Annotated in this window: 13 protein-coding genes; 1 reads left to right on the top strand and 12 read right to left on the bottom strand. The window is 72.1% G+C overall.

Features of this window, described 5'->3' with window-relative positions; all coding sequences use genetic code 11:
• Positions 1 to 264 precede the first annotated feature (264 nt).
• Positions 265 to 636 (top strand): cupin domain-containing protein, encoded by a 372-nt coding sequence (locus KBX00_RS22120; RefSeq protein ID WP_210829927.1) that lies wholly within the window; start codon positions 265 to 267, stop codon positions 634 to 636.
• Between the two features lie 14 nt (positions 637 to 650).
• Here KBX00_RS22120 and KBX00_RS22125 read toward each other — a convergent pair whose 3' ends face one another.
• The 12 genes from KBX00_RS22125 to KBX00_RS22180 all read right to left on the bottom strand — a co-directional run bounded on the left by KBX00_RS22125 (position 651) and on the right by KBX00_RS22180 (position 12,983).
• Positions 651 to 2,096, bottom strand: a complete 1,446-nt coding sequence (locus KBX00_RS22125; RefSeq protein WP_210829987.1) for a transcription antitermination factor NusB — start codon at positions 2,094 to 2,096, stop codon at positions 651 to 653.
• Positions 2,051 to 2,977 carry a methionyl-tRNA formyltransferase gene (gene fmt / locus KBX00_RS22130; RefSeq protein WP_210829929.1) on the bottom strand — a complete coding sequence of 309 codons (927 nt, stop codon included), beginning with the start codon at positions 2,975 to 2,977 and terminating at the stop codon, positions 2,051 to 2,053. The genes KBX00_RS22125 and fmt overlap by 46 nt, the downstream gene beginning before the upstream one ends.
• Positions 2,978 to 2,981: 4 nt before the next feature.
• Entirely contained in the window at positions 2,982 to 3,542 is a 561-nt protein-coding gene (def, locus tag KBX00_RS22135; protein ID WP_164445161.1) for a peptide deformylase, read from the bottom strand.
• Positions 3,543 to 3,623: 81 nt separating this feature from the next.
• Entirely contained in the window at positions 3,624 to 4,604 is a 981-nt protein-coding gene (locus KBX00_RS22140) for an AAA family ATPase (protein WP_210829931.1), read from the bottom strand.
• 270 nt (positions 4,605 to 4,874) lie between these two features.
• Entirely contained in the window at positions 4,875 to 6,854 is a 1,980-nt protein-coding gene (locus tag KBX00_RS22145) for a primosomal protein N' (protein WP_210829989.1), read from the bottom strand.
• Positions 6,851 to 8,044 (bottom strand): methionine adenosyltransferase, encoded by a 1,194-nt coding sequence (gene metK, locus KBX00_RS22150; protein WP_210829933.1) that lies wholly within the window; start codon positions 8,042 to 8,044, stop codon positions 6,851 to 6,853. The genes KBX00_RS22145 and metK overlap by 4 nt, the downstream gene beginning before the upstream one ends.
• Before the next feature lie 87 nt (positions 8,045 to 8,131).
• A complete protein-coding gene (gene coaBC / locus KBX00_RS22155) occupies positions 8,132 to 9,343 on the bottom strand; it encodes a bifunctional phosphopantothenoylcysteine decarboxylase/phosphopantothenate--cysteine ligase CoaBC (protein WP_210829935.1) in 1,212 nt (403 codons plus the stop codon).
• 13 nt (positions 9,344 to 9,356) lie between these two features.
• A complete protein-coding gene (gene rpoZ / locus KBX00_RS22160) occupies positions 9,357 to 9,620 on the bottom strand; it encodes a DNA-directed RNA polymerase subunit omega (protein ID WP_030335666.1) in 264 nt (87 codons plus the stop codon).
• 53 nt (positions 9,621 to 9,673) lie between these two features.
• On the bottom strand, positions 9,674 to 10,207 hold the full coding sequence (locus KBX00_RS22165; protein WP_210829937.1) for a guanylate kinase: 534 nt from the start codon (positions 10,205 to 10,207) through the stop codon (positions 9,674 to 9,676).
• Between the two features lie 25 nt (positions 10,208 to 10,232).
• Positions 10,233 to 10,550: an integration host factor, actinobacterial type gene (mihF, locus tag KBX00_RS22170; RefSeq protein ID WP_007458370.1), complete on the bottom strand. Its 318-nt coding sequence runs from the start codon at positions 10,548 to 10,550 to the stop codon at positions 10,233 to 10,235.
• Positions 10,551 to 10,721: 171 nt separating this feature from the next.
• The gene (pyrF, locus tag KBX00_RS22175; RefSeq protein ID WP_210829939.1) at positions 10,722 to 11,558 is read right to left on the bottom strand and encodes an orotidine-5'-phosphate decarboxylase; all 837 of its coding nucleotides are present in this window, start codon (positions 11,556 to 11,558) and stop codon (positions 10,722 to 10,724) included.
• A gap of 150 nt (positions 11,559 to 11,708) precedes the next feature.
• Entirely contained in the window at positions 11,709 to 12,983 is a 1,275-nt protein-coding gene (locus KBX00_RS22180; RefSeq protein ID WP_210829941.1) for an adenosylmethionine--8-amino-7-oxononanoate transaminase, read from the bottom strand.
• Positions 12,984 to 12,989: the final 6 nt, after the last annotated feature.

Consider the following 12,989-nt stretch of genomic DNA (forward strand, 5'->3'; position numbering starts at 1 on the left):
CTCGGTTTGGCGGGGCGCCCGCTGCCAGGTGGAACGGGCGCTTGTGGACGGGTCGGGTCAGGAAACCCCCGACGCTTCACCGACTGGGTTCCCGTCCGTCCCGCGTGACGCTGTCACGGTCGTGGGACGCCGTGCGGCAGCAGCAGGCCGCCGAGGCCCTAGGAACGTACAAGACTGGCGGAATCGGTGTGTGGCAGGCTCGTGACACCGGATCGAGGGCACCCAAGCCGCTCCCGATTGCCCGGCCTCGAGGAAGGATGCCGCATGCCCAAGTCCGTTCTTCCGGTCAACCTCGCCGAGAAGCTGTCGCAGTTCAGCGAGCTGTGGTCGCAGAAGACAGTGGCAGTGCTCAACGACTACGAGGTCAAGCTGGCCAAACTGAAGGGGGAGTTCGTCTGGCACACCCACGAGGACACGGATGAACTGTTCCTGGTCATCAGCGGACGGCTCACCATCCAGCTCAGGGAGGGCGACGTGGTGTTGGAACCCGGCGAGTTGTTCGTGGTCCCCCGTGGAGTCGAGCACTGCCCCGTGGCAGACGAGGAGACCGCGATCCTGCTGTTCGAACCGGCAGGCACGCTCAACACCGGTGATGTTGGCGGGCCGATGACCAAAGCCGCCGAGATTCTGGACTGACGCCGGGTACGCAGTCAGGTTCGGCGGAGCAGGGCTAGGAACATGGCGTCGGTGCCGTGCCGGTGCGGCCACAACTGCACCGTCGGTCCGTCGCCCAGCCCCGGCATGCCGGCCGGGAGCACCGTACGCGCGTCGACGAAGTCCACCGACACCCCGCTGCGGCGGGCCGCCTCGGTCACCGTCACGTGCGTCTCCACCGTGTGCGGTGAACAGGTCACGTAGGCCACCACCCCGCCCGGCCGGGCCGCCCGCAGCCCGGCGGCGAGCAACTCTCGCTGCAACCGGGTCAGGGCGGACAGGTCGGACGGCTGACGCCGCCAGCGCGACTCCGGGCGGCGGCGCAACGAGCCGAGCCCGGTGCACGGCGCGTCGACGAGCACCCGGTCGAAGTGTTCCTCCGGCAGTTTCGGCTCGGTGCCCACCAGCCGGCCGTCGGTGTTCAGCACGGTCACCGGCAGCCCTCGGGTGGCACCGGCGACCAGCCGGGCCCGGTGCTCGGCCACCTCCACGGCGGTCAGCCGGGCGTCCCGCTGCGCGGCGAGGGCCCCGAGCAGGCCGGACTTGCCGCCCGGCCCGGCACACAGGTCGAGCCACCGGCCGTCCGGGCCGTCCACCGGGGCCAGCGCGAGCGCGTTCGCCACCAGTTGGGACCCCTCGTCCTGGACGTGAGCCCGACCGTCGGCCACCGCCGCCAACTCCCCCGGCGCGCCACCGGCCAGGTAGACAGCGTACGGCGAGAAGGCACCGGGCGCGCCGCCCACCTCGTCGGCGAGGTCGACCGGGTCGGCCAGGCCGGGTCGGGCGCACAGGTGCACCGGCGGGCGCTCATTGTCCTCGATCAGCAGGCGGGTGGTCTCGCCGAGGTCACCACCGAGCGCCTCGTTGAACGCCCGCACGATCCACTGCGGATGGCTGTAGGCAAGTGCGAGGTGACCGATCGGGTCGCTCTCGACCGGTGGTGCCAGTCGGGTCACCCACTCGTCGGCGTCGCGGGTGGCGACCTCGCGCAGCACCGCGTTGGCGAACCCGGTGGCACCCTGACCGACCGCCCGGACCAGGTCGACGGTGGCGGAGACCGCCGCGTGCGCCGGCACCCGGGTGTACAGCAGTTGGTACGCGCCGATCCGCAGCGCGTCGCGGACCGGCGGGTCGATCCGCTGCACGTCCCGCCCGGCCGCATCGGTCAGGATCGCGTCGAGGGTGCCGAGGTGGCGCAGGGTGCCGTAGGTCAGTTCGGTGGCGAAGGCGGCGTCCCGGCCGAAAAGTCCCGCGTCGGTCAGGATCGCCGGCAGCACCAGATTCGCGTACGCATCATCGCGGTGCACCGCCGCGACCGCCTCGTACGCCGCGTACCGTGGCCGGTCGACCAGCGGCCGCCCCCGACGCTCCCCGCTACGGCGGGCGGCGGTCTCCCTCACGCGAACTCCTCCCCGGCGCCGACCCGGGCGCCGCGCGCCCAGTCGGTTGCCGGCATGGCCCGCTTGCCGGCCGCGCGAACCTCGCCGAGGCGGACCGGGACGGTGGCCGTGCCGGCCAGCACCCGCGCCTTCTCCACGAGCAGCTCACCGGGCTTGAGGTCGGGCGCGTCCGGTGCCGGGGTGACCGGGCCGAGCTTCACCCGCTCGTCCCGGAAGGTCGTCCACGGCCCGGGAGCCGGGGTACAGGCCCGGATGCGCCGGTCCACCGCGAAGGCCGGGTCGCCCCAGCGCACCCGGGCGTCCTCCACGGTCAACTTCGGGGCCAGCGAGACGCCGTCGGCGGGCTGCGGCTCGGCCCGGGCGGTGCCGTCCTCCAGCGCGTCCAGCACCGCCACCAGCAGCCCGGCGCCGCTGTGCGCCAAGCGCTCCAGCAGGTCACCGGAGGTGTCCCCGGGCCGGATCTCGTCGGTGAGCGTGCCGTAGACCGGGCCGGTGTCCAGCCCCTCCTCCAGGTGGAAGACGCTGGCTCCGGTCAGCTCGTCGCCGTGCAGCACCGCGTGCTGCACGGGCGCGGCACCCCGCCAGGCCGGCAGCAGCGAGAAGTGCAGGTTCACCCAGCCGTGCCGGGGAATCTCCAGCGCGACCGGCGGCACCAGCGCGCCGTAGGCGACCACCGGAACGCAGTCCGGTGCCAACTCGCGCAGCCGGTCCAGGAACTCCGGCTCACGCGGACGCGCCGGGGTCAGCACCTCGACACCCCGCTCGTCGGCCCAGGCGCCGACCGGGGAGCGGACCAGCCCCCGACCACGCCCGGCGGGCGCGTCCGGCCGGGTGACCACGGCGACCAGCTCGTGCCGGGAGTCGGCCACGGCGGCCAGGGCCGGAACGGCAACGGCCGGCGTACCGGCGAAGATCACACGCATCCGGTCACCGCCCCAGGCCGAAGGGGCTGCCGGCGGCGTGCGGGCTCAGCTTGACCGTCGGCGGAGCGGCCGCGTCGTACCACTCGGCCTGGCGGATCGCCTTCATCGCCTCCTTGCGACCGGCCGGATCCAGCCGGTCGAGGAAGAGCACCCCGTCGAGGTGGTCGGTCTCGTGCTGCACGCAGCGCGCCATCAACCCGGTGCCGACGATCTGCATCGGGTCGCCGTAGCCGTTGAAGCCCTTGGCGATCACGTTCTGCCGGCGCTTGGTGTCGAAGTAGAGCCCGGGAATGGACAGGCACCCCTCCGGACCGTCCTGCTCCTCCTCGTCGGGAAACTCCAGCACCGGGTTCACCAGGTGGCCGAGCACGTCGTCGACGTCGAAGGTGAACACCCGCAGGCCCACACCCAGTTGCGGCGCGGCGAGACCGGCACCGCCCTGCTCACGCATGGTGTCGGTCAGGTCCTCGACGAGCTTGCGCAGCTCGACGTCGAAGTCGACCACCGGATCGGCCGGCGTGCGCAGCACCGGATCCCCGAACAGACGGATGGGCTGGACGGTCACGCGGGTCGGCTCCTTCGCGGCGGGACGGGAGTGCCGTACCAGTCTACGGACTGCCGGTGGTCGCACCGGCCGGCGGCGGGCTCAGCCGGCGGGGCTCTCCCCGGCCAGCACCGCGTCGCCGGCGAGCAGGGCGTGCTCGGGCAGCGGCAGGTGGATGTCGTGGGCCGCTTCCCAGTCGTGGATCAGGCTGGGACTGGCCTGCGCGACGAAGTACTCGACCGCGCTCATCCCACCGACGACCGGCTCCTCGACCTCGGCGACCAGTCGGCCCGCCACCAGCCGGGACCCGTTGCGCAGTGCGGCGCTGAGTCGACGGTGCCCGTTGACCACGAAGAAGTACTCGCCGGTGTACCCGATCTCCAGGGGTTCCAGGCCGGCCTCCCCGGCGGCGGCGACCTCGCCGGTGGGGGTCGAGTCCCACATGCCGCGCAGTCCGGCCGCGTCCTCGGTCGGGTAGACCCGGCCCGGGTCGAGCAGCAACAGCGGCGGCGCGCCCCGCAGCACCTCCGGCGCCAACCGTCCCTCATACGCATCGACGACGCGGTCGATCACCTCGTCGGCGGACGCCCGGGTGGTGTCGCAGATCAGGTCGTAGTTGCGCAGCCGGGCCTTGTCCACGCCGTACCGGACCAGGAACCGGCCACGCTCGCTCTCGCTGCGTTCCCTGAGCCTGGCCTTCGCCTCGTCCAACGAGGTGTAGCTCTCGGCCGGCCCGGAGGGGCGCAGCAACACCCGGCGGGCGGCCTCCCCCGGCTCGGTGATCATGTGCACCTTGAGGGCGTCGGTAAAGAAGTGCCAGGCCAGCCGGGAGTCCATGACCAGGCTCTCACCGGAGGCGGCGATGTCGCGCTGGAGCTGATCGACATAACCGTCGACGGCCTGGTCCAACTCGGCGTGCAGGTTCAGCTGGAGCGCGGTCATCTGCCGCTCCTGCGCCATCTGCCGGTAGAGATCACCGACGCTGACCCGGCGCAGGCCGAGTCGCTTGGCAATCTCGACCGAGACCGTGCTCTTGCCGCTGCCCAGGTCACCGTTGAAGACGATCGACTGACGAACGGTCACGACTTGTCCACCCCTGATCACCGGCCGGTTGAGATCATCGATTTCCGCGCCGGGCCGACGCGGTACCCGCCGTCGTCGCGCCGCCCTCGGACATCTCCAGCTCGACCTGGAGTCGCCGTACGCACCGGCATGACGGGCGATGCTACCACCCCTGAAGGGCCCGACCTGAGTACGCCACTGTGAGCTGATGTGCCGTTACTACCAGTCATGATCGAGTAACATATCGCATCGATTGGGGACATCCGCCGCCACCCACCGTAACCGGTCGGGTCAGAACAGCGCGAGCGGGTCGACCTGGAGGCGCACCGGTTCGGTCGCCTTGCGGGCGCTGCGCACCCCGGCCGCCGCGTGCAACGCACCGGCCAGGGCGGCGGCCCTGGCCCTGGGCACCCGTACCAGCATCCGCTCCCGCTCGCCGTCGGCCGGCACCGGACCGAGCAGCTCGGCCCCGTCGGGCAGCCGCGCCTGCGCCAACAGGTCGGCGACCGCGACCGGCAGGCCCGTCACGCTGGCCATCCGCATCGCCGGTGGAAAGCCCAGCTCCCGCCGCTCGGCCAGCTCACGGGCCGCGAACCAGCCGGCGTCCCAGCGCAGCAGCGCCTGCACCGGTGCGAGCGCGCCGTCGGCGACCACCACCACCCGACCACCGTCGGAGGCCGGCCGGGCCAGGGCCGCGGCGGCCGTCCAGCGGCGCAGCGCCTCCTCCCCGGCCCGCAGGTCGGCGCGGGTGAGCAACGCCCAGGTGTCCAGCAGCAGGATGGCGCCGTAGCCGCCCGCCGCCACCGGCTCGGCGCCCGGGGTCGCGATCACCAGGCCGGCGCCGCCGGGGATGTCGGCCAGCACCTCCTCCCGGCCGGAGGTGCGCACCGGCACCCCCGGGAAGGCCCGGCCCAACTCCTCGGCGGTCCGCCGGGCACCGGTGACCGAGGCCCGCAGTCGCCGCCCGCCGCACTGGGGACAGGCGTACGCGGCGGCGATCCGGGCGCACCAACGGCAGGCCGGCGACCCGCCGGCCGAGGGCAACGCGAGCGGGCCGGCGCAGTGCGGGCAGCGGGCCGGGGTGCGGCAGTCGGCGCAGGCCACCGAGGGCAGGTAACCGCGTCGGGGCACCTGGACCAGGACCGGCGCGTCCGCGCGCAGTGCCTCCCGGGCCGCGGTCCAGGCCAGGCTCGGCAGCCGGGCGGTCGCCGCACCGGGATCGCGGGCCAGCTGCGGGTCGTCGCCGGTCGGCACGATCGCGGGGGTACGCGCCCGCAGCACCGCCCGGTCGGCGACCACCTCGCGGGCCCAGCCGGTCTCCACCAGCAACTGCGCCTCGGCGGTACGGGCGTAGCCGCCGACAAGCACACCGGACTCCGCCAACTGGGCCCGGGTGAGCAGCACGTCGCGGGCGTGCGGGTAGGGGGCTCGCGGCTCGGCGTGCAGGTCGTCACCGTCGTCCCAGATGGCCACCAGTCCCAGCCGGTCGACCGGGGCGAACATGGCTGCCCGGGTGCCGATCACCACCGGGACGTCGCCGCGACGAGCGGCCAGGAACGCGCGGTAACGCCGCGCCGGGCCGAGGGCGGCCGACAGGCAGACGTGCCGGCCCGCGCCGAGCCGCGCGGTCAGGGCGGCGTCGAGCCGGTCCAGGTCCCGTCCGTCGGCGACCACCACCAGTGCGCCCCGGCCGGCGGCCACCGTGGCGGCGACGGCGGTGGCGTAGCGGGCCGCCCAGTCCTCCCCCGGCAGCGCCGACCACACCGCGCGGGGAGAGCGCCCGCCGGCCAGCGCCCGCAGCAGCGCCGGCCCGGCCGGATAGTCGCGCCAGCCTTCCGGCTCCGGCTCCGGCTCAGGTTCCGGCTCCCCGGCTGGCGGGGCCGCGGTGATGATCTCCTTCTCCACCCGGGCGTGCCGGGGTGGGACCGCCAGCCGCAGCACGTCGGCCAGGCTGCCGGCGTACCGGTCGGCGACGACCCGGGCCAGCCGGGCCACCTCCGGGGCGAGCACCGGCACCGCAGAGACGACCTTGTCCAGGTACGCCAGCCGGGGGTGGTCGGATCGTTCGGTGCGCTCCAGCAGCCAGCCGTCGACGAGTTGGCCGGCGAAGCGCACCTTCACCCGTACGCCGGGCACGGCGTCGGCGGCGAGCGCCTGCGGAACCAGGTAGTCGAACGGCCGGTCCAGATGGGCCAACGGCACGTCGACGCAGACACGGGCGACCGGCGACCCGTCAGCGGGCCGCCGGTCGTCACGCCGGGTGGTTGTCAGGCTCCCGCGGCCGATTTGAGGTCGGCGGCGCGGTCGGTGGACTCCCAGGTCAGTTCGGGTAGTTCGCGGCCGAAGTGGCCGTAGGCGGCGGTCTGGGCGTAGATCGGCCGCAGCAGGTGCAGATCCCGGATGATCGCGGCCGGACGCAGGTCGAAGATCTCGGTGACCGCCTTCTCGATCGAGGCCACCGGCACCGTCTCGGTACCGAACGTCTCCACGAACAGGCTCACCGGATGCGCCTTACCGATCGCGTACGCCACCTGCACCTCGCACCGCTCCGCCAGCCCGGCAGCCACCACGTTCTTCGCCACCCACCGCATCGCGTACGCCGCGGACCGGTCGACCTTCGACGGATCCTTACCCGAGAACGCCCCACCACCATGCCGGGCGTACCCACCATAGGTATCCACGATGATCTTCCGCCCGGTCAGACCCGCGTCACCCATCGGCCCACCGATCTCGAACCGACCCGTCGGATTCACCAACAGCCGATAGCCCTCGGTGTCCAGACCCAGACTCTCCAACTCCGGGGCGATCACATGATCCCGCACATCCGGGGTGAGCAACGACTCCAGGGAGATGTCCGCGGCATGCTGACTGGACACCACCACCGTGTTCAGGCGAACCGGCCGCAACCCCTCATACTCGATGGTCACCTGCGTCTTACCGTCCGGCCGCAGATACGGCACCGTCCCGTCCTTACGCACCGCCGACAGCCGACGCGCCAACCGATGCGCGAGCGCGATCGGCAACGGCATCAACTCAGGCGTCTCCGAACACGCGAACCCGAACATCATCCCCTGATCACCGGCGCCCTGCGCGTCCAACGCACTCTCCGACGCCCCGGTCCGCAACTCGAACGCGTTGTCCACACCCTGCGCGATGTCCGGCGACTGCGAACCGATCGAAACACTCACCCCACACGACGCCCCGTCGAACCCCTTCTTCGACGAGTCGTACCCGATACCCAGAATCGTCTCCCGCACGATCGTCGGAATATCGGCGTACGCCTTCGTCGTCACCTCACCGGCAACATGCACCTGACCGGTGGTGATCAACGTCTCCACGGCCACCCGACTATGCGGATCCTGCGTCAACAAGGCATCGAGAATGCCATCACTGATCTGATCGGCGATCTTGTCCGGGTGGCCTTCCGTGACCGATTCGGACGTGAAGAGGCGGCGTGTCACGGTACTCCTAAGTCTTGGACGTCGTTCCGCGGCAGTCTAGTCACCAACCGTCGACGGCATCGTCCACGGTCGTCTCGGGCCCAGCCGTCAGGAGGAGTTGCCGGCCAACCGGGCGACCACCAGGTCCCACACCCCGTCGGCGAGCTCCTCCTTGGACTGCTCGGGCATCCGGCTGACCGAGCCGTCCACGCTGATGACGGTGGCCGCGTTGGTCTCGGCGCCGAAGACCTTGTCCGGCCCGACCTCGTTGATGACGATGAGGTCGGCCCGCTTACGGGCCAACTTGGCCCGTCCGTTGGCCTCGGCGTCGCCGGTCTCGGCGGCGAACACCACCAGCACCTGCTCCGGCCGACGACGCTGACCCAGCTCGGCGGCGATGTCCGGGTTGGTCACGAGTTCGATGGTGGGTGCGGTGCCGTCGTCCGACTTCTTGATTTTGCCAGGCGTGTACGTCGCCGGGCGGAAATCGGCCGGAGCCGCCGCCATCACCACCGCGTCGGCGTCCACCGCCGCCTTCAACGTGGCCTCCCGCAGCTCCCCGGTCGTGCCGACGCGGACCAGGTCCGCACCGGCCGGGTCGGGCAGTGCGACGTTGGCCGCGATCAGCGTGACGCGGGCGCCACGGGCCAGGGCGGCCCGGGCGAAGGCGTAGCCCTGCTTGCCGGAGGACCTGTTGCCCAGGAAACGCACCGGGTCCAGCGGTTCCCGGGTGCCACCGGCGGTGACCACCACCCGGCGGCCGGCCAGGTCGGCCGGCGCGTCGACACCTCGGGCCAGGATGCGGCGGGCGACCGCGAAGATCTCGGTCGGCTCCGGCAGCCGGCCCTTGCCGGTGTCGGCACCGGTGAGTCGCCCCACGGCCGGCTCGACGACCCGGACACCTCGGGCGCGCAGCGTCGCGACGTTGGCGACGGTGGCCGGGTGCTCCCACATCTCGGTGTGCATGGCCGGCGCCAGCAGCACCGGGCAGCGGGCGGTGAGGAGGGTGTTGCTGAGTAGATCGTCGGCGAGGCCGTGGGCGGCGCGGGCCAGCAGGTCGGCGGTGGCGGGCGCGACCACCACCAGGTCGGCCTGCTGGCCGAGGCGCACGTGCGGTACCTCGTGCACGTCGGACCAGACGTCCTCGGCGACGGGCTGCCCGGAGAGCGCCGCCCAGGTCGGCGCGCCGACGAAGCGCAGGGCGGCCGCGGTCGGCACCACCCGCACCTGGTGGCCCGACTCGGTGAACAGGCGCAGCAACTCACACGCCTTGTAGGCGGCGATCCCGCCGCCGACGCCGAGGATGATCCGGGCGTTCATGGACGCGCGGAAACTACGGCTGGTCGGTCGGCTCAGCGGTGAGCAGGCCCGAGTTGATCTCGCGCATCGCGATGGAGAGCGGCTTCTCCTGGGGAGTGGTCTCGACAAGCGGGCCGACGTACTCCAGCAGGCCCTCACCGAGCTGGCTGTAGTAGGCGTTCACCTGACGGGCGCGCTTGGCCGCGAAGATGACAAGCGCGTACTTCGACGTCGTCTTCTCCAGGAGTTCGTCGATCGGCGGGTTGGTGATGCCTTCGGGGTTGGCGATGGATCCCACGGATGAACCTCTGCGTCTTTCGCACGGACCGCGCGTACGCGCGGTGCCGGCGCTCAACCGCGCGGACGCGGCCGGGCCGGAGCCAGGAAGGAAGAACCGATGAATCCTACCAGTTCGTCCACGACCCGCTCGATGCGGTCGTGCGACACGCTGAGGTCGACGGCCGCCATCACGGGCGGGCCCGGCAGCCGACCGGGCGGATGGAGCAGAACGAGTCGCGCCTCCGGCCACCCCGCCCGCACCAGCAACGCCCCGTCGAGGTCCAGCGCGAGCAGCACCGGCTGCCCGGCGGCCAGCCGGCGGCGCAGCGGGGTGATCTCCGTGCCGCGCCGGTACCCGCCGAGCCGGCTCCATTCCAGCAGTTCGCCCGCGGCGAGCCGACGGTCGAACTCCTCCGGCGCGACGAAGTGTCGGTGGACGCCGTCCAGCTCGCTGCTCCGGCGGGGCCGGGTGGTGACCGCGATCGGCGTCCACACTGACGGAGAACGCGCCCGGATCAGCTCGACGACACTCTCCCTGCCGGCACCGGATGGGCCAGCCAGGACAGTGAGCCGAGCCGCCGGGCGCGCCTCGTCATCCAAGCTCACTGCTTGTTTCTACCCGCAGTCGTGCTCAGTTGGCGGCGAACTCCCCAAGCAGGGCCTTGCGCTGCTGCTCGCCGAGGCCACGCAGGCGGCGGCTGTCGGCGATCTTGAGCTTCTCCATGATTTGAGTAGCCCGGATCTTGCCGATGCCCGGCATGGCCTGCAGCACGGCCGACACCTTGAGCTTGCCGACGACATCGTCGGACTCGGCCCGCTCAAGAACGGCACCGAGGGTGGTCTTGCCCTGCTTGAGCTGCTCCTTCAGCTCGGCACGGGCTTTGCGGATCTCCGCAGCCTTCTCCAGCGCGGCTGCGCGCTGCTCGGGGGTCAGTGACGGGAGCGGCACCAGTTCTCCTCAGGTCCCTATCGCGACGGGCGGGACGCACCGCCGCATCTGTGAAACGTGGTGTCGCTGTGAACCAAGGGGTTCCCAGCGCGGGGAAAACTAGCGGTCAACGGAGCTTTCGGCAACGTGGGCGCGCGATGATCACCGCAAAGTGACCGAGCGATCAGTCAGTCATGACATCGCCAGGACCGCCCGACACTCGGCCACGGCGCGGTCCGCCGCGGCTCGCAACGCCGCCGGATCGGGCCCGGCGCCCAGCACCTCACGGGAGTACGCGGGCAGCACGGCGGGCGCTGCGGAGCCGAAGACGACGCGCAGATCCGCCGCCGTGGCACCCTGCGCTCCGAGCCCGGGGGCGAGCAGCGGGCCGTTCACCGCCGACAGGTCGCAGCCCGTCTTCCCGACCGTGGCACCGATCACGGCACCGATGCTTCCGATCGGCTCGGCACCCGCGTTGAGCTGGGAAATCTCGTCAAGGATGGTCTGCGCGACGGTACGTCCGTCGGCGCCGCGAGCCCGCTGCACCGAGGCACCCTCGGGGTTGGAGGTGAGCGCCAGGACGAAGACGCCACCGCCGTGCTCGGCAGCCAGCTCGAACATCGGCGCCAGCGAGCCGACCCCCAGGAAGGGGCTCGCGGTCACCGCGTCGACATACATGGGGCTGGATGGATCAAGGTAGGCCGACGCGTACGCGCGGACCGTCGAGCCGATGTCGCCGCGCTTGGCGTCGAGCAGAACGAGCGAGCCGAGATTTCGTAACTGTCGGATAGTTGACTCAAGGACCGCCACCCCTTGGGACCCGAATCGCTCGAAGAACGCCGACTGGGGCTTGACCACCGCAACCCGGTCACCAAGGGCGTCCACGACGGTTCGCGCGAATCGATCGAGCCCGGCCACATCGTCGTCAAGGCCCCACCGGGCCAGCAACGCCGGGTGCGGGTCGATCCCCACGCAGAGCGGGCCGCGCTCGTCAATGGCCCGGTGCAGCCGGGCGCCGAAGCTCTCCATGTAGCCAGTACCTTCCTCTCGTCCCGCGCCGGATTTGCACCGTTCGCGCCTACTCAGCCCGCCCGGACCAGGTCCCACCGGGTTACTCCAATCCTCGACGCCTGCCGAGCGTGCCTACTCAAATCGAGCCGAGCGCCGACGACCGCCTACTCAGCCCACCGCGATTGCTGCCCCGATACCCGTCACCAGGGTCGCCAGGTCGGGGTCCGTCGTGACGTACGGCGGCATCGTGTAGACCAGGTTCCGGAACGGACGCAGCCACACCCCCTCGGCCACCGCGGCGGCCGTGGCCGCGCCGACATCCACCTCGTGGTCCAGCTCGACCACGCCGATCGCGCCGAGCACCCGCACGTCCACCACGCCCGGCGCGCCGCGCAGCGGCGCCAGCCCGGACCGCAGGCCCCGCTCGAGCCGCGCCACCTGCCCGGCCCAGTCCCCGGACCGCAGCAGACCCAGCGAGGCGTTGGCGACCGCGCAGGCGAGCGGGTTGCCCATGAACGTCGGACCGTGCGCGAGCACACCGCCGGCCCGGATGCCCCGCGCCACCTCCGCCGTGCACAGCGCGGCGGCCAGGGTGAGGTAGCCGCCGGTGAGCGCCTTGCCGACGCAGAGCACGTCCGGGGTGACTCCGGCGTGCTCGGCGGCGAACATCGTCCCGGTACGGCCGAACCCGGTCGCGATCTCGTCGAAGATCAGCAGCACTCCGTGCGCCCGGGTCACCTCGCGCAGCACCCGCAGGTAGTGCGGATGATGGAAGCGCATCCCGCCCGCGCCCTGCACCACCGGCTCGACGATCACGGCGGCAAGTTCGTGCGCGTGCCGCTCGACCGCGTCGATCAGCGCCGCCTCGTACGCCGGATCCGGCGGGCTGTCGAAGCCACCCGGCGGCACCGGGGCGAAGACCTGTCGCGGCAGCACGTCCCCCCAGAGGTGGTGCATGCCGCCCTCGGGATCGCAGACGCTCATCGGATGGAAGGTGTCGCCGTGGTACCCGCCCCGCCAGGTGGCCAACCGGTGTCGCTGCGGTCGGCCGGTGGCCCGCTGGTACTGCAGACACATCTTCACGGCGACCTCGACACTCACCGAACCGGAGTCGGCCAGGAACACGTGCTCCAGCCCGTCCGGGGTCACCTCGACCAGGGTGCGGGCCAACTCCACGGCCGGCGCGTGGGTCAGCCCGCCGAACATGACGTGACTCATCCGGCCCAGTTGGTCGACCACCGCCGTGTCCAGCACCGGGTTCCGGTAGCCGTGGATCGCCGCCCACCAGGAGGACATCCCGTCGACCAGCTCACGGCCGTCGGCCAGCCGCAGCCGCACCCCCTCGGCGCTCTGCACCAGGTACGGCGCCACAACCGGCGGCACCACCGAGTACGGATGCCACACGTGCGCCGCATCGGCGGCGAGCACCTCCTCCGGCGTCACCCCTCC

The organism is Micromonospora sp. C95, from assembly GCF_018070465.1.
In the GTDB taxonomy this organism is placed as follows: Bacteria; Actinomycetota; Actinomycetes; order Mycobacteriales; family Micromonosporaceae; genus Micromonospora.

What these genes read in the sequence shown, in the direction of transcription:
- coaBC (WP_210829935.1), bottom strand. Translation starts at nt 9,343, where the DNA reads ATGAACGCCCGGATCATCCTCGGCGTCGGCGGCGGGATCGCCGCCTAC.
- pyrF (WP_210829939.1), bottom strand. Translation starts at nt 11,558, where the DNA reads ATGGAGAGCTTCGGCGCCCGGCTGCACCGGGCCATTGACGAGCGCGGC.
- KBX00_RS22120 (WP_210829927.1), top strand. Translation starts at nt 265, where the DNA reads ATGCCCAAGTCCGTTCTTCCGGTCAACCTCGCCGAGAAGCTGTCGCAG.
- fmt (WP_210829929.1), bottom strand. Translation starts at nt 2,977, where the DNA reads ATGCGTGTGATCTTCGCCGGTACGCCGGCCGTTGCCGTTCCGGCCCTG.